The organism is Amycolatopsis sp. NPDC051128, from assembly GCF_040682715.1.
Lineage (GTDB): Bacteria > Actinomycetota > Actinomycetes > Mycobacteriales > Pseudonocardiaceae > Amycolatopsis.
Window position 1 is genome coordinate 35,343 of record NZ_JBFBBN010000055.1, and the last position, 20,123, is coordinate 55,465.

General features: G+C 71.4%; 17 protein-coding genes. 8 read left to right on the plus strand and 9 right to left on the minus strand.

Annotated elements, in window-relative coordinates; genetic code table 11:
- Positions 1 to 115: 115 nt before the first annotated feature.
- Complete coding sequence (locus tag AB0M82_RS37860; RefSeq protein WP_364732779.1) at positions 116 to 1,393, plus strand: glycosyltransferase family 4 protein; 1,278 nt, start codon at positions 116 to 118, stop codon at positions 1,391 to 1,393.
- Between the two features lie 374 nt (positions 1,394 to 1,767).
- Here the strand turns inward: AB0M82_RS37860 and AB0M82_RS37865 are convergent, their stop codons facing one another.
- Entirely contained in the window at positions 1,768 to 2,226 is a 459-nt protein-coding gene (locus tag AB0M82_RS37865) for a nuclear transport factor 2 family protein (RefSeq protein WP_364732782.1), read from the minus strand.
- A 90-nt stretch (positions 2,227 to 2,316) separates the two neighbouring features.
- On the opposite strand from AB0M82_RS37865, the gene AB0M82_RS37870 reads away from it, so the two are divergent.
- Positions 2,317 to 2,850, plus strand: coding sequence for a TetR/AcrR family transcriptional regulator (locus AB0M82_RS37870; RefSeq protein WP_364732785.1), 534 nt, complete (start codon positions 2,317 to 2,319; stop codon positions 2,848 to 2,850).
- Here the strand turns inward: AB0M82_RS37870 and AB0M82_RS37875 are convergent.
- Together AB0M82_RS37875 and AB0M82_RS37880 are read right to left on the minus strand one after the other, a co-directional pair.
- A complete protein-coding gene (locus AB0M82_RS37875; protein WP_364732787.1) occupies positions 2,841 to 3,710 on the minus strand; it encodes a hypothetical protein in 870 nt (289 codons plus the stop codon). The two genes, AB0M82_RS37870 and AB0M82_RS37875, sit on opposite strands and share 10 nt — an antisense overlap.
- Before the next feature lie 10 nt (positions 3,711 to 3,720).
- Positions 3,721 to 4,212: a SigE family RNA polymerase sigma factor gene (locus AB0M82_RS37880; RefSeq protein WP_364732789.1), complete on the minus strand. Its 492-nt coding sequence runs from the start codon at positions 4,210 to 4,212 to the stop codon at positions 3,721 to 3,723.
- A 143-nt stretch (positions 4,213 to 4,355) separates the two neighbouring features.
- Between AB0M82_RS37880 and AB0M82_RS37885 the strand changes: the two genes are divergently transcribed.
- The gene (locus tag AB0M82_RS37885) at positions 4,356 to 7,979 is read left to right on the plus strand and encodes a S8 family serine peptidase (protein ID WP_364732792.1); all 3,624 of its coding nucleotides are present in this window, start codon (positions 4,356 to 4,358) and stop codon (positions 7,977 to 7,979) included.
- Positions 7,980 to 8,096: 117 nt separating this feature from the next.
- On the opposite strand, the gene aceB is transcribed toward AB0M82_RS37885, so the two are convergent.
- Together aceB and aceA are read right to left on the minus strand one after the other, a co-directional pair.
- The gene (aceB, locus tag AB0M82_RS37890; RefSeq protein ID WP_364732795.1) at positions 8,097 to 9,704 is read right to left on the minus strand and encodes a malate synthase A; all 1,608 of its coding nucleotides are present in this window, start codon (positions 9,702 to 9,704) and stop codon (positions 8,097 to 8,099) included.
- Positions 9,705 to 9,794: 90 nt separating this feature from the next.
- A complete protein-coding gene (gene aceA, locus AB0M82_RS37895; RefSeq protein WP_364732797.1) occupies positions 9,795 to 11,075 on the minus strand; it encodes an isocitrate lyase in 1,281 nt (426 codons plus the stop codon).
- Positions 11,076 to 11,303: 228 nt separating this feature from the next.
- Between aceA and AB0M82_RS37900 the strand changes: the two genes are divergently transcribed.
- Positions 11,304 to 12,728, plus strand: coding sequence for a short-chain fatty acyl-CoA regulator family protein (locus AB0M82_RS37900; RefSeq protein WP_364732799.1), 1,425 nt, complete (start codon positions 11,304 to 11,306; stop codon positions 12,726 to 12,728).
- Here AB0M82_RS37900 and AB0M82_RS37905 read toward each other — a convergent pair whose 3' ends face one another.
- Together AB0M82_RS37905 and AB0M82_RS37910 are read right to left on the minus strand one after the other, a co-directional pair.
- Positions 12,729 to 13,727: a hypothetical protein gene (locus tag AB0M82_RS37905; protein ID WP_364732801.1), complete on the minus strand. Its 999-nt coding sequence runs from the start codon at positions 13,725 to 13,727 to the stop codon at positions 12,729 to 12,731.
- Entirely contained in the window at positions 13,724 to 14,221 is a 498-nt protein-coding gene (locus AB0M82_RS37910; RefSeq protein WP_364732854.1) for a SigE family RNA polymerase sigma factor, read from the minus strand. The genes AB0M82_RS37905 and AB0M82_RS37910 overlap by 4 nt, the downstream gene beginning before the upstream one ends.
- A gap of 87 nt (positions 14,222 to 14,308) precedes the next feature.
- Here AB0M82_RS37910 and ilvA point away from each other — a divergent pair, with 87 nt between their 5' ends.
- Together ilvA and AB0M82_RS37920 are read left to right on the plus strand one after the other, a co-directional pair.
- Positions 14,309 to 15,565 carry a threonine ammonia-lyase IlvA gene (ilvA, locus tag AB0M82_RS37915; protein WP_364732804.1) on the plus strand — a complete coding sequence of 419 codons (1,257 nt, stop codon included), beginning with the start codon at positions 14,309 to 14,311 and terminating at the stop codon, positions 15,563 to 15,565.
- Positions 15,566 to 15,586: 21 nt separating this feature from the next.
- Positions 15,587 to 16,159 carry an NADAR family protein gene (locus tag AB0M82_RS37920; RefSeq protein ID WP_364732807.1) on the plus strand — a complete coding sequence of 191 codons (573 nt, stop codon included), beginning with the start codon at positions 15,587 to 15,589 and terminating at the stop codon, positions 16,157 to 16,159.
- Between the two features lie 152 nt (positions 16,160 to 16,311).
- Here AB0M82_RS37920 and AB0M82_RS37925 read toward each other — a convergent pair whose 3' ends face one another.
- Positions 16,312 to 17,067 (minus strand): acyltransferase, encoded by a 756-nt coding sequence (locus AB0M82_RS37925; RefSeq protein ID WP_364732810.1) that lies wholly within the window; start codon positions 17,065 to 17,067, stop codon positions 16,312 to 16,314.
- Positions 17,068 to 17,119: 52 nt separating this feature from the next.
- Here AB0M82_RS37925 and AB0M82_RS37930 point away from each other — a divergent pair, with 52 nt between their 5' ends.
- Both AB0M82_RS37930 and AB0M82_RS37935 read left to right on the plus strand, forming a co-directional pair.
- The gene (locus AB0M82_RS37930; RefSeq protein ID WP_364732857.1) at positions 17,120 to 18,082 is read left to right on the plus strand and encodes a nucleoside hydrolase; all 963 of its coding nucleotides are present in this window, start codon (positions 17,120 to 17,122) and stop codon (positions 18,080 to 18,082) included.
- Between the two features lie 149 nt (positions 18,083 to 18,231).
- Positions 18,232 to 19,332: a C40 family peptidase gene (locus AB0M82_RS37935; RefSeq protein ID WP_364732860.1), complete on the plus strand. Its 1,101-nt coding sequence runs from the start codon at positions 18,232 to 18,234 to the stop codon at positions 19,330 to 19,332.
- A gap of 54 nt (positions 19,333 to 19,386) precedes the next feature.
- Here the strand turns inward: AB0M82_RS37935 and AB0M82_RS37940 are convergent, their stop codons facing one another.
- On the minus strand, positions 19,387 to 19,992 hold the full coding sequence (locus AB0M82_RS37940) for an AraC family transcriptional regulator (protein ID WP_364732812.1): 606 nt from the start codon (positions 19,990 to 19,992) through the stop codon (positions 19,387 to 19,389).
- Positions 19,993 to 20,123 lie beyond the last annotated feature (131 nt).

Below are 20,123 nucleotides of genomic sequence, written 5' to 3' on the forward strand. Positions count from 1 at the left end.
GATGGTGGCAGAGATCTCCCGATCGACCAGTGATCGACGTCACATTCGCACGAGATCCCGACCCTCGTCCAGCACGGCTCGCCGAGCCTTCCCGACTCGCGAGTAGCCTCTGCGCATGCGTGTGCTGATGCTGTCCTGGGAGTACCCGCCAGTGGCCATCGGGGGCCTGGCCCGGCACGTGCACGCGCTCGCCTGCCACCTCTCCCGCCAAGGCCACGAGGTCGTGGTGCTCTGCCGGCACGCGGCGGGCACCGACGCCGGGACGCACCCGCGCACCGACCGCGTCGTCGAGGGCGTGCGGATCATCCGGGTCGCCGAGGACCCGATGCACGTGACGTTCGAACGCGACCTCGTCGCCTGGACGCTGGCCATGGGGCACGCCATGATCCGCGCCGCGCAGGACCTGCTGCGCGGCTGGCAGCCCGACGTCGTCCATGCGCACGACTGGCTGGTCGCGCATCCGGCCATCGCGATCGCCGAGGCCGCGCGGGTGCCGCTGATCGGCACGATCCACGCGACCGAGGCCGGACGGCACTCCGGCTGGCTGTCGCACCCGCTCAACCAGCAGGTTCACTCCGTCGAGTGGTGGCTGGCGAACCGCGCCGACGCGCTGATCACCTGCTCGCAGGCGATGCGCCGCGAGGTCGCGCACCTCTTCGAGGTCGAAGCCGGCGACGTCACCGTGATCCACAACGGCATCGAGGAGCGCGGCTGGCAGGTCCCCGCGAAGGAGATCGCCCGCGCCCGCGAGGTCTACAGCCCGGCCGGGGCGCCGGTGCTGCTCTATTTCGGACGGCTCGAGTGGGAGAAGGGCGTGCAGGACCTGCTGGCCGCGCTCCCCCGCATCCGGCGCCGCCACCCCGGCACGCGTGTGGTCGTCGCCGGAAAAGGACGACACTTCGACGAGCTGGTCGAGCAGTCGCGGAAGCTGCGGGTGCGGCGCGCGGTCGACTTCGTCGGGCACCTGTCCGACCGGGACCTGCGGGCGGCGCTGGCCGCGGCCGACGCCGTCGTGCTGCCCAGCCGGTACGAGCCGTTCGGGATCGTCGCGCTGGAGGCCGCTGCGGCGAAGGCGCCGCTGGTGGCGTCGACCGCCGGCGGGCTCGGCGAGGTCGTGGTGCACGGCGAGACCGGGCTGGCGTTCAGTCCCGGCGACGTCAGCGCCCTGGCCGACGCGGTGACGGCGGTGCTCGGCGACGCCGAGGCCGCGGCGGAGCGGGCTCGGGCCGCGCAGTCCCGGCTGGCCGCGGACTTCGACTGGGGCCGCATCGCCGAAGCGACCGCCGCCGTCTACCGGCGGACGAAACCGGGCGAACCGGTCGAGCTGCCCCGGCCGAAGATCGCCACGGGCAACGCCTTCGAACCCGTCCCGGCCGAGATCCCGGAACTGTAGGTAGCCGCCGGCTCAGAAATGGCAGGGCCGGACGCAGTCCGGCTGAGCCGCGGCGGGCGCGGCCGTGGCTCCGTCGACGGCGATGGCCACGGCTGACACGGCGAAAAGGGTGGTTCTCGACCTGCTGGTCATGGGGGCTGCTCGGGGACGGCGCGACGTGCGCCTCGCAGCGAGCAACGCGCCGGTGCCCGCTGGAAACAGTAAGCGGAACAGCAGGGACCGGTACGTATTCGCCTTCCGTGATCGGTTCGTCCCGTTCACTCGGGAAAGCCCGTGACAGTGCGCTTCACCGTGCTGGCGGCGAAATCCCGGCCCGGTCAGGTGAAGGTGCCACCCCGCGGCGCGCCGCAGACCGGGGACGGTTCGGCCGCGGGCTAGAAGACCGGCAGCAGCACGCCGTGCTCGGACTCGGGGCGCGGGCCGAAGATGCGGCGGTCCGCCTCCGCGATCGGGACGTCGTTGATGCTCGCTTCGCGCCGTCGCATCAGGCCCTCGTCGCTGAACTCCCACAGTTCGTTGCCGTAGCTGCGGAACCACTGGCCTTCGGCGGTCCGCGACTCGTACTGGAACCGGACGCCGATGCGGTTGCCACGGAAGCCCCACAGCTCCTTGCGCAGGGCGTAGTCCAGTTCGCGCGCCCACTTCGCGGTCAGGAACCCGACGATCCGCGACCGTCCGACGACGTACTGGTCGCGGTTGCGCCACACCGAATCCTCCGTGTACGCCAGCGAAACCCGCTCCGGGTCGCGGGTGTTCCACGCGTCCTCGGCGGCCTGGACCTTCTGGCGGGCGGTGTCTTCGTCGAACGGCGGGAAAGGCGGGCGCGGGGTCATGAAGGCTCCTTCCGGACGCGGAGAACGTACGTTCTCCAGTTCTCCCGCTAGACTAGAGAACGACCATTCTCCGCGCCAGGGGCAGGTGACATGAATTCCACGGAGGCGACCGACCGGCTGCTGGAGGCCGCCGAAGAGCTCTTCTACGCCCACGGCGTGCAAGCGGTCGGGATGGACGCCGTCCGCGAGCGCTCGGGCGTCTCGCTCAAACGGCTCTACCAGTGCTTCCCCGCGAAGAACGACCTGGTCGAGGCCTACCTCCTGCGCCGTGACGAGCGCTGGCGGAAGTCGTTGCGCGAATTCGTCCACGCCCGCGGCGACGACCCGCTCGCCGTGTTCGACTGGCTGAAGAACTGGTTCGCCGAGCCGGGCTTCCGCGGGTGCGCGTTCATCAACTCCTTCGGCGAGTTCGGCGAGCCCGCCCCGGGAATCGCCGCCGCGATCCGCCGGCACAAGGCCGAGGTCCGCGCCTACCTGCACGACCTCGTGCCCGGCGGCGGCCTCGCCGACCAGCTGTTCTCGCTCGTGGAGGGCGCGACCGTGCTCGCCGCGATCACCGGTGACCCGGGCGAGGCGACCACGGCGCGCGGGGCCGCGAAGGTCCTGCTGGCCGCTCAGGGGTAGAGCGTCAGCCCCGGATCGAGCGCGACCTCCGTCAACTGGGCGAGACTCAGCGGCGGTGACGGCATGTCGGGAGCGCCACCCTGCTTCGCGTCATCTGCGACGTTCTGCGCCTCCACTATGACGCCCGTGCCGTCGGACCTCGCGACGTTCGTCCGGTTGACCGTCGGCCCGTCGGGGAGCGTGAACGTCTGCTCGACGATCGTTTCGCCGTGCGGCCCGGTCCTGCGGTGACACGAACCCTGCGTCCCGACGGGCGACGGGCCGCACTCGGTCTCCGGCGTGGCGTTTCCGCCGAGCCGCGTGACGACGGCCCAGACATTGCCCCGCCGCGGCCCTTCCGACGTCGTGGCCGCGGCGCTGAAGTAGTCCTCGCCGCCGCTGCACCCGTCGCCGTGCGACACCTGGGCGGAGAACACGTGGTAGAAGGTCAGCGGCCCGTGCTGGGTGCCCTTCGGATACTGCCCCTGGCTGTTGACGCTCAGCCGGGTCCCCGCGGCGACCCGCTGCCGGACGGCGGTGGTCAGCACCTTCGTCAGCCGGCCGGCCGCGACCGCGGAGCTTTCCGGGATCGGGGCGCCGGTCTGCGGCGGGTACGGGGAGTGGCCGCACGGATCCGACGAGGGCGGCGCCGACGGTGTCGCGGCCGCGCCCGGGGAAACCATGCTCGGGCCCGGGTCGCCTGGGGTGAGGACGACCGCCGCGCCGACGGCCACCGCCGCCACGCCCGCACCCACGGCGGTCCACGGGTTCACCACACGGCGGACCCGCGCGCGCCGGCGTTCTCGCTCCAGCACCGCCTCTAAGTCTACTGTGGACGGTGGCACGACGCCGATCGCCGCGTCGAACTGGTCCTTGCTCATTTTCCCTCCATCAGCTCTGGCTCGCGGCGACGAGCGCGCGGAGCGAGTCGAGACCGCGCGCGGTCTGGCTCTTCACGGTTCCGGGTGAACACTCGAGGATCTCGGCGGTCTCTTCGATGGACAGGTCGCAGTAGTAGCGCAGGACCACGGCGGCCCGGCGCCGCGGCGGCAGCGCGTCGAGCAGTTCGAGCAGGCCGATCCGTTCGACGACGTCGTCGGTGGGCAGCACCACCGGCTCCGGCAGCGTCTCCGCCGGCTCTTCCCGCCGCCACGCCCTGGCCTTCTCGTCCAGCCACGTCCGCACGAGGATCCGGCGCACGTAGGCGTCGAGGTGCGCCACGCGCCGGACCCGCGGCCAGTGCCGGTACAGCTTGCCGATGGTGATCGACACCAGGTCGTCGGCGAGATGCCAGTCCCGGCAGAACAGGTAAGCCGTGCGGCGCAGCACCTCCATCCGGGCCGTGACGTAGTCGCGGTACCCCGCTTCTTCCGACCGTTTCACCGATTCCTCCTCGTCGCCCCCACACCTGTCCAACGGGGCCGGTGGCCGCCGAGGTTGCTCGGAGATCGAACTTCCGGGCAACCCGTGGGCGCGCGGGGGCCGTTCCACTGGTCGAGGGACCCCCGATAGTGAGGAACCATTCCATGAGGAAACCGATCACCGCGGTCCTCGCGGTGACCCTGGCCGCGGGCGTGCTCACCGCACCCGCCGCGGCGGCCGCACCGCCGGCCGGACCGGCGGGCGGGCCGGCCGTGGCGCCGAGCCGGATCACCCTGGTCACCGGCGACCAGGTGCTGGTCAGCGGCGCGGACGTGCGGGTGCTGCCCGCCCACCGGGACCGCCCGGTGCCGTTCGAGCAGTACGCCCGGCACGGCGACCAGTACGTCCTGCCCGGCGACGCCGCCGGGCTGGTCCGGGCCGGGCGGCTCGACGAGCAGCTGTTCAACGTCACCGGCCTGCTGCGGCAGGGCTACGACGACGCCCGCACGCCGCACGTCCCGCTGCTGGTCCGCGAGGCCGGTCCGGCGGTCACCGCCCGGACCGGCGTGGCCGCCCGGCCGTCCGCGCTCGGCTACACCGCGCTCGACGAGCCGAAGTCCGGCGCCGCGGCGTTCTGGAACCGGCTCACCGCGGATCCCGTCACGCTCAAGGCGGGCGCCGCGAAGGTGTGGCTGAACGCGAAGGTGCACGCGAGCCTCGACCGGAGCGTGCCGCAGATCGGCGCGCCCACCGCGTGGCAGGCCGGCCTGACCGGCCGCGGGGTGGGCGTCGCGGTGCTCGACACCGGGATCGCCTCCGCGCACCCGGACCTGGCCGGCCACGTGGCGCTGAGCAGGGACTTCACCGGCAAGGGCAGTGTGGAGGACGGCGCCGGGCACGGCACGCACGTGGCCTCGACGATCGCCGGCTCCGGCGCGGCGTCGGGAGGGAAGTACCGGGGCGTCGCGCCCGACGCCACGCTGGCCGTCGGCAAGGTCCTCGACGACTCCGGCGACGGCACGTTCGACATGGTCCTGGCCGGCATGCAGTGGGCGGCGACCGAAGCACACGCCCGCGTCGTCAACATGAGCCTCGGCGGCGGGCCGTCCGACGGAACCGATCCGGTCTCCGAAGCCGTGAACACCCTGACCCGCCAGTACGGCACGCTCTTCGTCGTCGCCGCGGGCAACTTCGGCCAGGACGAGAGCGTCTCGAGCCCGGCCGCGGCCGACGCGGCGCTCGCCGTCGCCAGTGTGTCCAAACAGGACGTCCTGAGCCCGTTCTCCAGCCGCGGCCCGCGAGTCGGTGACGGCGCGGCCAAGCCGGAGGTCGCGGCGCCCGGCGAATCGATCACCGCGGCGCGGCCGGCCGGGATCCCGCCCGCGGGTGAGCCCGTCGGCGACGGCTACCAGACGCTGAGCGGCACGTCCATGGCGTCGCCCCACGTCGCCGGCTCGGCGGCGATCCTCGCCCAGCAGCACCCCGACTGGACCGCCGAGCGCCTCAAGGCGGCCCTGACCAGCACCGCCACCCCCGTCGACGCCGGACCGGCCGCGGTCGGCACCGGCCGCGTCGACGTCGCCCGCGCGACGACCACGACGGTCACCGCCACCGGCAGCGCGTCGGCCAACCTCCCATGGCCCAATCATGGGATGACCAGGAAGGCCACGGTCACCTGGTACAACTCCGGCGCCACCCCGGTCACCTTGACGCTCACCGCCGACCTCGGCGGAATCGTCACCTTCCCGGCGACCGTGACGGTGCCCGCGGGCGGCAGCGCCCCGGCCGAGCTCACGTTCACCGCGCGGGACGGGCACCCGGGCACCTACTCTGGCGTCCTCACCGCGCGCGGCGGGGACATCAGCACCCGCACCGCGCTGTCGGTGAAGCAGGAGGACGAGACGTACGACCTCACCGTCGGCCTCGTCGACCGGGACGGCAAGCCGTGGGCCCCGACCGGCTATCCGCCGGTAGCGATCCTCGACCTCGACAGCGGCGCGCTCACCCAGGGTGAGCCGGGCACCTACCGATTGCCGCGCGGCCGCTACGTCGTGCACAGCGTCATCGAGACGCCGCGGCCGGGCCGGGAACCGTCGTACAGCTTCATCACCCACCCCGAGCTGGTCCTCGACCACGCCGTCACGCAGACCCTGGACGCGCGCGACGGCAAGCCGGTGTCACTGGAGGCGGACAACCCCGCCGCGCGCGGCGGCTCCCACCGCGTGCAGCGCCTGAGCCGGATCACGGCCTGCGCATGCGTTTTCGCCGAGGGGTTCGACCTCGATCCCCGCTTCCACGAGGCCTTCGCCGCGACCGTGCCGGGTACTTCGTCGGCGAGCTTCGCCTTCAGCCAGGAACGGCGGGCGACTGAGCCGGACCTGGAGCTGAGCGCGGACGACGGACAGCCGTTCGCCGTCCGGGGCCGTTGGCTGGAGTCGGCCGCCCCGGAGGGGCGCACCACGCTCCCGGTGGCGTTCGGCGGCGCGGGCACGCCCGAGGACCTGGCGAGGATCGACGCGCACGGCAAGCTCGTGGTCATCCGGCTGTCGCTGGGCATGGCGGTCGACGAGATGTACCGGCGGCTCGTGAACGTCGAGAACGCCGGGGCGAAGCTCGGCCTGGTCGCCCTGGCCGGCGACACGGCCGGGACCACGGTGCTCGGCGGCGAACTGCCGAAGCTGAGCTTGCCGACGATCTGGGGCGGGCGGAGCGTCACCGTGCAGCGGCTCACGGAGCTGGCAAAGACGGGCCGCGCTTCGGCGACGGTGGTCAGCCGTCCGTCGCCGAATTTCCGCTACGAACTGGCCGACGGCGTCGAGCGGCAAGTGACGGCTCCCCGCGTGCAGCGGCCGAAGACCCGCGACCTCGCCGAGGTGCGCACCGCCTACCACGACAACGCGCCCGGCGAAGTCCGCTACGTCGCGGCGCGCGAGTTCTTCGGCCGGCTGGTCGGGTACGGCTACACCGAACCCGTGGCCGCGCAGCAGGAACGCGTCGAGTACTACTCCCCCGGCAAGTGGGACACGGTGTGGACGGGCGGTTATCGCGGTGAGCTGACCGAGAACCTCGACGTGGCCGCGGGCCGGAAGTACCAGCTCGGCTGGAACAAAGCCGTGGCCGGGCCGTCGCTGCGCGGGCTGACCATCACGCACTCGGGCGAGAAGCCGCGGCCATGGGCGTGGCGCAAGGACGGCGTCTTCGACCTGTGGCTGCCGCTGTTCGGCGACGCCGCCGGCCGAACACGCAAGCCCGAGTCGTTCTCCGGCGACACCGGCTCGGTGGGTCTCACCAGGGACGGCGTCGCGATTCCGGTGGAGCCTTCGGGAGAACCCACGCTCGCGACGATCCCCGTGCCGGACGCCGACGGCGCGTACCGGCTCACCGCCGAGGCGCACCGGCACGCCGCCTGGTGGCCACTGTGGACCGACGTCTCGGCGGAGTGGGCGTTCCGCTCGTCGGCCGCCGCGGACGGCAAGGCCCTGCCGCTGCTCACCGCCCGGTTCGACCCGGCGGTCGACCTCCGCAACCGCGCGCCGGGCGGCCGGATCTTCGCGTTCCCGGCGTTCGTCGAGCGGCAAGGCGGCGGTGGCGGGACGAAGCTGGCCGTCGAAACGTCCACCGACGACGGACGCACCTGGCAGCCCGCGGTGACGACGCGGACCGGGGACCACTGGACGGTCGTGGTGCGGAACCCGGCGAGCGGGTTCGTCTCGCTGCGGGCGAGCGCGGCCGACGACAGCGGAAACACGGTGCGGCAGACGGTGATCCGGGCCTACGCGATCGGGTGACGAAATGAACCGGTCCGGTGGCGGGGAGCCGCCGCCACCGGACCGGTTCGGACCACACCATCCCAACCAGTGTGGTTTCCGTCGGCCCCTCGTCAGGTAGGGGCCGACGGAGCCCTGCTACCGGGCGTCCGTGAGGTACCGCGCGTAGGCACCCGTGGTGAGGAAGCTCGGCAGCTTCTCGCCCAGCGCGGTTTCGGTGAAGATCTCGTACGCGTCGTCGAGGCGGTTGCCGTCGCCGAGTTCGGCGCGCACCGACGCGAGTTCCTCGTCCAGGTACTCGACCGCGAGTTCACGGGTCAGCGCGGTGCCGTCCTCGAGCTTCGTGCCGTTGCGGATCCACTGCCAGACCTGGCAGCGCGCGATCTCCGCGGTGGCCGCGTCCTCCATCAGGTTGTGGATCGCCGCCGCGCCGGTGCCGCGCAGCCAGGCGTCGACGTAGCGCAGGGCGACGTTGATGTTCGCGCGGACGCCCGCTTCGGTGACCTCGCCGCCGGCGCTGGCCACGTCGAGGAGGTCCTCGGCGGTGACGTGGACGTCCTCGCGCAGCCTGCCGAGCTGGTTGGGCCAGCCGCCGAGCACGCCGTCGAAGACCTCGCGGCAGATCGGGACCAGGCCCGGGTGGGCGACCCAGGAGCCGTCGAAGCCGTCGCCGGCCTCGCGTTCCTTGTCGGCGCGGACCTTCTCGATCGCGGTCGCGTTGATCTCCGGGTCCTTGCTCGGGATGAACGCGGCCATGCCGCCGATGGCGTGCGCGCCGCGCTTGTGGCAGGTCCGCACCAGCAGTTCGGTGTAGGCCCGCATGAACGGCACGGTCATCGTGACCTGCGCGCGGTCCGGCAGCACGAAGTCGGCGCCGTGCGCGGCGAAGTTCTTGATCATGCTGAAGATGTAGTCCCAGCGCCCGGCGTTGAGGCCGGCGGCGTGCTCGCGCAGCTCGTAGAGGATCTCCTCCATCTCGAACGCGGCGGTGATCGTCTCGATCAGCACCGTGGCGCGGATCGTGCCGCGCGGGATGCCCAGCTCGCGCTGGGCCAGCAGGAAGACGTCGTTCCACAGCCGCGCTTCGAGGTGGTTCTCCAGCTTCGGCAGGTAGAAGTACGGGCCGACGCCGCGAGCGAGCAGTTGGCGTGCGTTGTGGAAGAAGAACAGGCCGAAGTCGACCAGGCTCGCCGACACCGGGCGCCCGTCGATGCGGATGTGCTTCTCCACCAGGTGCCAGCCGCGGGGGCGCGCGACGATCGTCGCCGGCTCCTCGCCGATGGTGTAGTTCTTGCCGGCCTCGGTGGTGAAGTCGATGTTGCGGCGGATCGCGTCGAACAGGTTGAGCTGGCCGTCGATGACGTTGTGCCACGTCGGCGACGTCGCGTCTTCGAAGTCCGCCAGCCACACCTTCGCGCCGGAGTTCAGCGCGTTGACCGTCATCTTGCGGTCGGTGGGGCCGGTGATCTCGACACGGCGGTCTTCCAGGCCGGGCGCGGTCGGGGCGACGTGCCACGACTCGTCGTCGCGGATCCGCCGCGTCTCCGGCAGGAAGCCCAGCGGCTTCTCGCCGGACTGCAGTTCCTCGCGCCGCACGCGGCGGGCGTCGAGCAGCTCGCGCCGGCGTCCGGCGAACGTGTTGTCCAGTTTGGCCAGGAAGTCGAGTGCCGCCGGGGTCAGGATCTCGGCGAACCGGCCCTCGACCGGCCCGGTGACCTCGATGCGGTAGTTCAGCCGATCGACCATGGGGTGCCTCCGCGAGCTGTGGGCAGGGAAGGGAAGTGGGAGGGACGCGGCCTGACGACGGAGGGGGTCGTCGTCAGGCCGCGGCCGGGATCAGTGGAACTGGGCTTCCTCGGTGGAGCCCTTGAGCGCCGTCGTCGAGCTGGTCGGGTTCAGCGCGGTCGCGACCTGGTCGAAGTAGCCGGTGCCGACCTCGCGCTGGTGCTTCGTCGCGGTGTAGCCGCGGCTCTCCGACGCGAACTCGCGCTCCTGCAGGTCGACATAGGCGGTCATGCCCTCGCGGGCGTAGCCGTGCGCCAGGTCGAACATCGAGTAGTTCAGGGCGTGGAAGCCGGCCAGCGTGATGAACTGGAACTTGTAGCCCATGTGGCCGAGCTCGCGCTGGAACTTCGCGATCGTCGCGTCGTCCAGGTGCTTCTTCCAGTTGAACGACGGCGAGCAGTTGTAGGCCAGCATCTGGTCCGGGAACTTCGCCTTGATGGCCTCGGCGTACTTGCGCGCCACCTCGAGGTCCGGCTCCGAGGTCTCCATCCAGAGCAGGTCGGCGTACTGCGCGTAGGCCAGGCCGCGCTCGATGCACGGCTCGATGCCGTTGGTGACCTCGTAGAAGCCCTCGGCGGTGCGGCCGCCGGTGAGGAACTGCTGGTCGCGCTCGTCGACGTCGCTGGTCAGCAGCGTCGCGGCCTGCGCGTCGGTGCGGGCGACGATCAGCGACGGCACGTTCAGCACGTCCGCGGCGAGGCGGGCGGCGTTCAGCGTGCGCTCGTGCTGCTTGGTCGGGATCAGCACCTTGCCGCCGAGGTGGCCGCACTTCTTCTCGGACGCGAGCTGGTCCTCCCAGTGCACGCCCGCGGCGCCGGCCGCGATCATGCCCTTCATCAGCTCGAACGCGTTGAGCGGGCCACCGAAGCCCGCCTCGGCGTCGGCGACGATCGGGGCGTACCAGTCGATGTCCGTCTGGCCCTCGGCCCAGCTGATCTGGTCGGCGCGGCCCAGCGCGTTGTTGATGCGGCGGACCACGGCCGGCACCGAGTTGGCCGGGTAGAGGCTCTGGTCGGGGTAGGTCTGGCCGGACAGGTTGGCGTCGGCGGCGACCTGCCAGCCGGACAGGTAGATGGCCTGCAGGCCCGCGCGGACCTGCTGGACGGCCTGGTTGCCGGTGAGCGCGCCGAGCGCGTGGATGTAGTCCTCGGTGTGCAGCAGGTCCCACAGCTTTTCCGCGCCGCGGCGGGCCAGCGTGTGTTCCTCGACGACGCTGCCGCGCAGCTTGATCACGTCTTCGGCCGAGTAGGAGCGCTGCACGCCCGCCCAGCGGGGGTCGCTCGCCCACTGCGCGGCCAGCTCCGCGGCCGCCTGCTTGGCCTGTTCCGTCATCGGTACTCCCGGTGTTGCGAAGTTTGCGATTGCTCGCCTTGCTTGGTGCGACCCTGACACGGCAGCGAAAACCCGGTCCAGCTGTCCAATTTGCCAATTTGTGCGAAGAGTCCGTACGCTCTTTGCAAAGGTTGCGAATCGCAGGTTTCGCAACCGCGCCAAAATCCGCGTTCTTGACCGGTCACGTAACCGTTCAGGACCGGAAACCTTCCGGAGAAGAGGGCAGGAATGGAGAAGACTTTCGCCGGCGCGCGGCTGCGGCACCTCCGCGAAAGCCGGTCGATGAGCCAGGCCGACCTCGCCCGTGTGCTGGAGATCTCACCCAGCTACCTCAACCAGATCGAGCACAACTCGCGCCCGCTGACCGTGCCGGTGCTGCTGCGGATCACGCAGGCGTTCGGCGTCGACACGGAGTTCTTCGCCAACAACGACACGTCGCGGCTGGTGGCCGACGTCAAGGAAGCGCTGCTCGACGAGGCACTCGGCGTCGACGTCACCATGGGTGAGCTCAACGAGCTGGCCACCAACCTGCCGGCGATCGCGCAGGCGCTGGTCAAGCTGCACCGCAGCTACCGCAACGCCGTCGAGAACACCGCCGCGCTGACCACGGAAAACGGCCTGGGCCTGCACGGCAGCGCCGCCGCGGCGCTGCCGCACGAAGAGGTCCGTGACTTCTTCTACGAGCGCGAGAACTACGTCGCCGAACTGGACGAACGCGCCGAGAAGATGGCCGCGGAGATCCCGCTGCAGCGGGGCCAGGTGCTCGGCGCGCTGAAAGACCGCCTTCGGCAGCGCTACGGCGTCGAGGTGACCAGCGAAGGCATCGACGAAGGCTCAGGCCAGCAGCACCGCTTCGAACCGCACCCCCGGGTGCTGCGGCTGGCGCCAAGCCTGCGGGTCGGGCAGCAGGCGTTCCGGATGGCTTCGCAGATCGCGCTGCTGGAGTACGACGACCTGATCACCGAGCTGGCCGACTCGTGGGCGTTTTCCGGCCCGGCGGCGCGGTCGCTCGGCCGCGTCGGCCTGGCGAACTACTTCGCCGGGGCGCTGATCCTCCCCTATGGACCGTTCCTGGCCTCGGCCGAACGGTTCCGCTACGACATCGAGCGGCTGTGCGACCACTACGGCGTCGGCTTCGAAACCGCGTGCCACCGGCTGTCCACGCTGCAGCGGCCCAAGCAGCGCGGGGTGCCGTTCTCCTTCGTGCGGGTGGACCGGGCCGGGAACATGTCGAAGCGGCAGTCGGCAGCCGGGTTCCACTTCTCCCGGGTCGGTGGCGCCTGTCCACTGTGGAACATCTACGAGGCCTTCACCCAGCCGGGCAAGATCCTCACCCAGATCGCGACGCTCCCCGACGGCAAGAGCTATTTCTGGATCGCGCGCACGGTGTCGCGCAACATCGGCGGCTACGGCAGCCCCGGCAAGACGTTCACGGTGGGCCTCGGCTGCGAACTGCGGCACGCCGGGCGGCTCGTCTACTCGACCGGTCTCGATCTCGACGAGCCCGCCGCGGCGACGCCGATCGGCATGGGCTGCAAAGTCTGCGAACGCCCGGCGTGCTCCCAGCGCGCGTTCCCGACCATCGGCAAGCAGCTCACCGTGGACGAGAACACCAGCACCTTCGTCCCCTACCCGGCGGTGCCGAAGGGCTGATCATCCGATCACGTGTGTCGTCCACTTGCCCTCGTCCCGGCCGAGCAGCGTGATGCGGTCGAGCAAAGCCTGGGCGCCGATGCCCGCCGCCGCCGGGTGGTCGATCGCGACGCACGCCCGCAGGCCGTTCTTCGTCGTGCAGACGGGGGTGCCGAGGCCGTCCGCCCGGCCGCCCGGCAGGGAGACCGTGATCGTCACCTGCGCGCCGTTCGACGAGTACTGCAGCACGGCCCGCCACGGGACGTTGTCGTCGTCCGGACGACGCCACAGCTCGGCGTTGGCGATCCGGAACGAGTCCGGGAGGCTCTCGATGTGCAGCGGCAACGGCACCGGCCGGTTGGCGAAAGTGACTCCGCCGGCGACCCGCAGCAGCACCTGCCGCAGGTCCGGTACGGCGAGGTAGTAGGCGTTCAGCTCGGCCCAGCGGCCGTCCGCGGTCGGCCAGCGCAGGTAGCTGTTTCCGCCGTTGAGGGGGTCGTCCGCGTTGGTCGTCACCCAGTAGCCGTCGCGGTCGCCGACCCGGACCGGGACGCGCACCGCCTTCCCGCCCATGTCATGACGGCGGTCCAGCGGCGGCTCCTGGTCGTAGACCCCCAGCCAGATCATCGGCGAAAGCTCACCGTGGCCGATGGCGAGCGCGAAGTCGCCGTGGTCACCGACGCCGTACTCGATCCGGTCGGTTTGCGAGGGCAGCCAGCCGAAGCTCGCCTTCGTCACCAGCGGGTTGCCGGGCGGCGCCGGAGCGGGCCGGGGCACGGGCGCCACGGCCACCGGCCCGGGCGGCGACCCGGGTCCGGGCGACTGGGTCCGGTCGAACACCGAGACCGCCGTCACGCCACCGGCCGCCACCACCGCGGCACACCCGACGACCAGGGCCGTGGTCCGAAATCGGCGACGGCGTGTCCCGCTCCGGCGGGCGCGGTCGAGGTCGATCCGTGCCGGCGGCGCGGGCACCTCGGCCAGTTCCCTCAGCTTCGTGGCCAGTTCGTGGTCGGTCATGCTCGTCCCTCCGGAATGGCGACGGGCTCGCGCAGCAGTTCGCGCAGCGCGTCGACGGCCTTCGCGGTCTGGCTCTTCACGGTGCCTTCCGAGCAGCCCAGCGCCCGCGCGGTGTCCGCGATCGGCAGGTCGCAGAAATAACGCAGGACGACGGTCGCGCGCTGGCGCGCCGGCAGCCGGTCCAGGGCGGCTCGCAGGTCGAGCGCCGCGTCGACGTCCGCGCCGGGCGCGGGCCGCTCCTGGTCGGCGCCGCGCAGGTCCACCCGCCGCCACCAGGACGTCCGCTGCTCGGCGAGGAACGTGTTGACCAGCGTCCGGCGCGCGTACCCGTCCACGTTGTCCGCCCGGGACGCCCGCGGCCAGTTCGCGTAGAGCCGGGTGATCGCCGACTGGACCAGGTCGTCCGCCCGGTGCCAGTCCCCGCACAGCAGGTACGCGACCTTGCGCAGCCAAGCCGCCCGCGCGGTCACGTACTCCGTGAAGCCCGATTCCATCGGCGTCCCCATCCTGTTCGACACCCCTTTGATGCGCCCGGAGGCCCGGGAGGTTGCCCGGGACGCGTGAGTCGTAGATTCATCGGGGTGTATGACATCGACACGGTGACCGCGGCGACGATCGACGAAGCCGCGGAGCGGCTGGCCGGGGTGGTGACCCGCACGCCGCTGGAACCGAGCGCGCGGTTGTCGTCCCGGGTGGACGCCCGGGTCTGGCTGAAGCGCGAGGACCTGCAGACCGTCCGGTCGTACAAGATCCGCGGCGCCTACAACTTCATCGTCCAGCTGGACGATGACGTGCGGAACCGCGGCGTCGTCTGCGCCAGCGCGGGCAACCACGCCCAGGGCGTCGCGTACGCGTGCCGGCGGCTCGGCGCGAACGGCCGCGTCTACGTCCCCGGCACCACGCCGCGGCAGAAGCGCGAACGCATCGCGACGCTCGGCGGCGCGCACATCGAGGTCATCGTCGTCGGCGAAACGTACGAAGACGCCTTCGCCGCGGCCAACGAGGACGCCCAGCGCACGGGCGCGACGCTGGTGCCCGCGTTCGACGACGTCCGCACCGTCGCCGGCCAGGGCACGGTCGCGCCGGAGGTGATCGCGCAGCTCGGCTTCGTCCCCGACGTCGTGGTCGTCCCGGTCGGCGGTGGCGGGCTGCTCGCCGGCGTCGGCGGCTGGCTGCGCGAGCGGCACCCGGAGGTCCGGATCGTCGGTGTCGAACCGGCGGGCGCGGCCTGCATGGCCGCGGCCCTGGCGGCCGGGCAGCCGGTGCGGCTGCCCGAGCTCGATTCGTTCGTCGACGGCGCCGCCGTGCGCGAGGCCGGCGCGGTCACCTACCCGCTGATCCGCGAGAGCGGCGCCGAGCTGACCGCGGTCGCCGAGGGCGCGGTGTGCACCGAGATGCTGGCGATGTACCAGTCCGACGGCATCATCGCCGAACCCGCGGGCGCGCTCGCCGCGGCGGCGCTCGGCACGGTCGTCGACGTCGAGCCCGGCCAGACCGTGGTGTGCCTGGTCTCCGGCGGCAACAACGACGTCAGCCGCTACAGCGAGATCCTCGAGCGCTCGCTGATGCACGAAGGGCTGAAGCACTACTTCCTGGTCGGGTTCCCGCAGGAGCCGGGCGCGCTGCGGCGGTTCCTCGAGCAGGTGCTCGGGCCCGAAGACGACATCACCCGCTTCGAGTACGTCAAGCGCACCAACCGCGAGATGGGCCCGGCGCTGGTCGGCGTCGAGATCGCCCGGTCATCCGACCTCCCGGGGCTGCTGGCGCGGATGGACGCGAGCCCACTACAGGTCGAACGGATCGAGCCCGGCAGCCCCCTGTTCCACTTCCTGCTGTGACGGTTGTGGTGCACTAGGCGCATGGTGAAGGTCGACGGGGTCCGCGATGTCGAGGCGTTGCGCGAAATGGTCCACGAGGGTGCGGAGCCCGAGTACCTGCTGTTCTACGGCCACACGCCGTCGAAATCGGGGCGGGTGACAGCGAGCTGCCTGAGCCAGTGGTGGCTCGACCCGTTCGAGACCGGCGGTGTCGTGTACCCGACCGCCGAGCACTACATGATGGCCGGCAAGGCCGAGCTGTTCGGCGACCACGAGAAGGCCGAGCTGATCCGGCAGGCCCCCGACCCGAAGACGGCGAAGGTCCTCGGGCGCGAGGTCACCGGGTTCGACACCGCCACCTGGGAGCGGCACCGGTTCGACATCGCCGTCGACGGCAACCTGGCCAAGTTCCGGCAACACCGGGACCTGCGCCGGTTCCTGCTCGGCACCGGCGACGCCGTGCTCGTCGAGGCGTCCAAGAAGGACCTCGTCTGGGGCACCGGCCTCGCCCGCGAGGAGAAGAACGCGACCAAGCCGGACTACTGGCGCGGGCTCAACCTGCTCGGCTTCGCGCTGATGGAGGTCCGCGAACAGCTGCGTGCCGCCCGAGGCTGATTCACGGCGCCGGGATCGGGGCGGCGATGGGGCGTGCCGGACGTCGTCCGCCCAGTTCAGCGGCGCGTGGTCGCCGAAACGACCACGCCAACGAGCCGGCACCGAGCCAGGCCGCACAGCGCGAGGACGACCGACGTCCAGCCGTCCGGGTTCTACTGCTCGCCGAGGGTCTTCTGCAGCGCCTTGTTCGCCTTCCGCGCCATGTCCGCGACGGCTTCACGGCGAGCCGCGTCGGCCGCGTAGTCGTCTTCGCGGTTGCGGACGACCCGGGCCGGTGCGCCCACCGCGATCGAGTAGTCGGGGATGTCGCCACGGACGACGGCGTGCGCGCCGAACACGCAGCCACGGCCGATGCGGGTGCCCTTCAGGACGCTGACCTTCGTGCCGAGCCAGGTGTCCGGCCCGATCCGCACCGGCGACTTCACGATGCCCTGGTCCTTGATCGGCACGTGGATGTCGGAGATGACGTGGTCGAAGTCACAGATGTACACCCAGTCGGCGACCAGCGTGGCCGCGCCGAGCTCGATGTCGAGGTAGCAGTTGATCACGTTCTGGCGGCCGAACACGGACTTGTCGCCGATCCGCAGCGAACCCTCGTGGCAGCGGATGGCGTTGCCGTCGCCGATGTGCACCCAGCGGCCGATCTCCAGCCGGCCGTAGCCCGGCCGGCAGTGGATCTCGACGTCCTTCCCGAGGAAGAGCATCCCGCGCAGGATGATGTGCGGGTTCGCGAGCCGGAACTTGAGCAGCCGGTAGTACCGGACCAGGTACCAAGGCGTGTACGCGCGGTTGCGCAGCACCCAGCGCAGCGAGTCGGCGGTCAGGAACTTCGCCTGTCGCGGATCGCGCCGGGCGCGCCGCCAGGCCCGCACCCTCGACAGCGCGGGTGCACCCCACATCGACGTCATGTCCGTGACCGTAACCTGTGTGCGGGACGGGTTCACGGGCAAGGGGAGCTGGATGGGCACGAAGCTGATCATCGACACCGACCCGGGCGTCGACGACGCGCTGGCGATCGCGCTGGCGGCACTGTCCCCGGACATCGACCTTCTGGGCGTGACCTCGGTCTTCGGCAACGTCCCGCTGGACCGCACGACATCGAACGCGCGACGGCTGCTGGAGCTGTTCGGCCGCACGGACGTGCCCGTGGCCGCCGGGGCGGCGCGGCCGCTGGTGTACTCGAAGCCGCGCGACGCCAAGGCCGTCCACGGCGGCGACGGCCTGTCGGGCCACTCCTACACGCTGCCTGAGGCGAGCCGGCCCCTCGAAGAGCGCGACGCCGTCCGGCTGATGCTCGACCTGCTGGAAACGTCCGACGAACCGGTGACCATCGCCCCGATCGGGCCGCTGACGAACATCGCCGCGCTGCTCGCGGCCCACCCGGGCGCCGCGGCGAAGATCGCGCGGCTCGTGATCATGGGTGGCGGGGTGACGTTCGGCAACAGCACCACCGCCGCCGAGTTCAACATCTGGAGCGACCCCGAAGCGGCCCGCCGGGTGCTGGTCGAGGAGGACGTCCCGGTGGTGCTGGTGCCGCTCGATCTCACGCACCGCTGCGCCGTCGACGGCGAGTGGCTGGCGAAGCTCGCGTCTTCCGGGCCGGCCGGCGCCGTCCTCGAAGGACTCACCTCGACCTACCGGCAGCACTACACGCGCGTGTTCGGCGAGGACCGGATGGTCATGCACGACGCGGTCGCGGTCGCCGAGGCGATCTCACCGGGCATCCTGCACACCGAGACCTACCGGGTCGACGTCGACTGCGGGCTCGGCCCGGCACGGGGCCAGACCCTGGTCGACCGGCGAGGGCTCGGCGAAGACGATCCGCAGTTCACGCCCGGCCGCCCGATCGAAGTCGCCATGGACACCGACCTCGACGGCCTGCGCGGATTCGTGCTCGACCGGCTGACCGGAGCCGTCCGGTGAGCGAAGAGCCCGACGCCGTCGCGAAGGAACCCGCCCTCGCGGAAGAGACCGCCGTCGCGAAGGAACCCGACGCCGCGGAGGAGACCGCCCTCGCGGACGAACCCGCCCTCGCGAAAGAGACCGCCGGAGAACCCCGCCGCCGGAAGGCCGTGGTCGTGGTCGGCGCCGTGGTGGTGGTCGCGGCCGCGCTGGTGGCCGGGGTCCAGCTGGCGCCGAAGCAGCAGGAGACCGCGAACGCCGCTGCGACGGTGATACCGACGGTGACGCAAAGGCAGACGCCTACGCCGCCGAAGCCGCCGACGACCGCGCCGCCGACGCCGACACCGCCGAAGGTGCCGGAAGCGAGCGAGTTCGACGCCTGGGCGTCCAAGACCAGCCTGTGGCTCGACATCCCGCTGCGCGCGATGGTCGGCTACGCGAAGGCGACGACGAAGCTGGGCAAGGACGTCCCCGGGTGCCACCTGTCCTGGGTGACGCTGGCCGCGGTCGGAAAAGTGACCACGGACCACGGCCGGGCGCGCGGCGGGCAGTTCGGCACCACCGGCGTGCTGGACAAGCCGCTCGGCACGATCGAGGTGCGCGACTTCTACAACAAGGTCGTCTCGACGCCGAACGCCGCCGGGCCGATGCAGCTGACGCCGTCGATCTGGACGAAGCACCAGGCGAGCTACTCGGGCGGGAAGCCCGATGTGCAGAACGTCGACGACGCGGCGCTGTCCACCGGCCGGGCGCTGTGCGCCGGCGGCCGCGACCTGTCCCAGGGCCAGACCTGGTGGGACGCCGTCAGCACGCTGCAGCCGGCGCCGCTGTTCCTGCACCGGACGCTGGCCACGGTCAACGTCTACGGCACGGTCGGCCAGGGCTCGGCGGCGCCGAACGCGGCGGTGCTGAGCGCGGTGAACTTCGCCATCGACAAGATCGGCCTCCCCTACATCTGGGGTGGCAACGGCACCGGCGGCAGCGACCCGGGCTTCGACTGCTCGGGCCTGACGACGGCGGCGTACGCGAGCGCCGGGATCAAGCTGATGCGCACGGCGGACACGCAGTTCCGGAGCGTGCCGCACGTGACCGACCCGCAGCTGGGCGACCTGATCTTCTACGGCGAGCCGGCGACGAAGATCCACCACGTCGGGCTCTACATCGGCAACCAGCAGATGATCGACGCGCCGCAGACCGGCCAGGCGGTGCAGGTGCACTCGTACCGCAGGAACGGCGACGACTACGCGGGAGCGGGCCGCCCGACGAACTAACCGGAGGAATACTGCTATTCCGGCAGTCAGCTCACCATTACTGAGCTGCAGGACTTATCGCGACTGAATGTGGGACTCCCGATTACCGGGCGTACGCCCGGTAATCCACTTGTACTGCCGGCTGAAATAGGCGACGTCGGAATAGCCGAGAGCGGCGGCTACCTGGGTGACCGACATCGTCGTCTCCACCAGCAGCTCGGTAGCCCGGGTGATCCGCGCGTGGACCAGGTAACGACCGGGCGGCATTCCTGTATGCGCCGTGAACCGACGCGTGAACTGCGCCCGCGACAACGACGCACGCGCGGCGAGCTCGGTGACGGTCCAGCGCCTGCTCGGGTCTTGGCGGATGGCGCCGCTGATGTCGTCGAGGGCGGTGTCGACCGGCCCGCACGGGGAATGTAACGCGTCCTCCCAGATCAGGAACAGTATTTGCGTCAGGCACAGCACGGTCTGGCGGCGGCCGAACGGGTCGCCGCGGCGGTGGGCGATGTCGCCCCGCCGGGCCAGCGACTCGAGCAGGCGCAGGTCACGGACCAGGGCCCAGCGACCGGGCGGGGAGACCGGGCCGTCGGCGAGGAAATGTACGCCGAACACCAGCAACCTCCGGCTGGGGTCGTGCCGGGCAACCGGTGTGTCGCCGGGCGTGAACACGATGCTCACGCCGGGTTCCAGGTCGCACCGGCGGCCGTCGAGTTCGAGGGTGCCGACCCCGTCGAGGACGCACCACAGCAGGTGATCGGTCAGCGGGCGCGGGTTCCAGGACCAGGTGCGCTCGCAGCGCCAATAAGTCG

Coding starts and splice junctions, on each gene's coding strand:
- AB0M82_RS37860 (WP_364732779.1), top strand. CDS start 116: ATGCGTGTGCTGATGCTGTCCTGGGAGTACCCGCCAGTGGCCATCGGG.
- AB0M82_RS37865 (WP_364732782.1), bottom strand. CDS start 2,226: ATGACCCCGCGCCCGCCTTTCCCGCCGTTCGACGAAGACACCGCCCGC.
- AB0M82_RS37870 (WP_364732785.1), top strand. CDS start 2,317: ATGAATTCCACGGAGGCGACCGACCGGCTGCTGGAGGCCGCCGAAGAG.
- AB0M82_RS37875 (WP_364732787.1), bottom strand. CDS start 3,710: ATGAGCAAGGACCAGTTCGACGCGGCGATCGGCGTCGTGCCACCGTCC.
- AB0M82_RS37885 (WP_364732792.1), top strand. CDS start 4,356: ATGAGGAAACCGATCACCGCGGTCCTCGCGGTGACCCTGGCCGCGGGC.
- aceB (WP_364732795.1), bottom strand. CDS start 9,704: ATGGTCGATCGGCTGAACTACCGCATCGAGGTCACCGGGCCGGTCGAG.
- aceA (WP_364732797.1), bottom strand. CDS start 11,075: ATGACGGAACAGGCCAAGCAGGCGGCCGCGGAGCTGGCCGCGCAGTGG.
- AB0M82_RS37900 (WP_364732799.1), top strand. CDS start 11,304: ATGGAGAAGACTTTCGCCGGCGCGCGGCTGCGGCACCTCCGCGAAAGC.
- AB0M82_RS37905 (WP_364732801.1), bottom strand. CDS start 13,727: ATGACCGACCACGAACTGGCCACGAAGCTGAGGGAACTGGCCGAGGTG.
- AB0M82_RS37910 (WP_364732854.1), bottom strand. CDS start 14,221: ATGGAATCGGGCTTCACGGAGTACGTGACCGCGCGGGCGGCTTGGCTG.
- AB0M82_RS37920 (WP_364732807.1), top strand. CDS start 15,587: ATGGTGAAGGTCGACGGGGTCCGCGATGTCGAGGCGTTGCGCGAAATG.
- AB0M82_RS37925 (WP_364732810.1), bottom strand. CDS start 17,067: ATGACGTCGATGTGGGGTGCACCCGCGCTGTCGAGGGTGCGGGCCTGG.
- AB0M82_RS37930 (WP_364732857.1), top strand. CDS start 17,120: ATGGGCACGAAGCTGATCATCGACACCGACCCGGGCGTCGACGACGCG.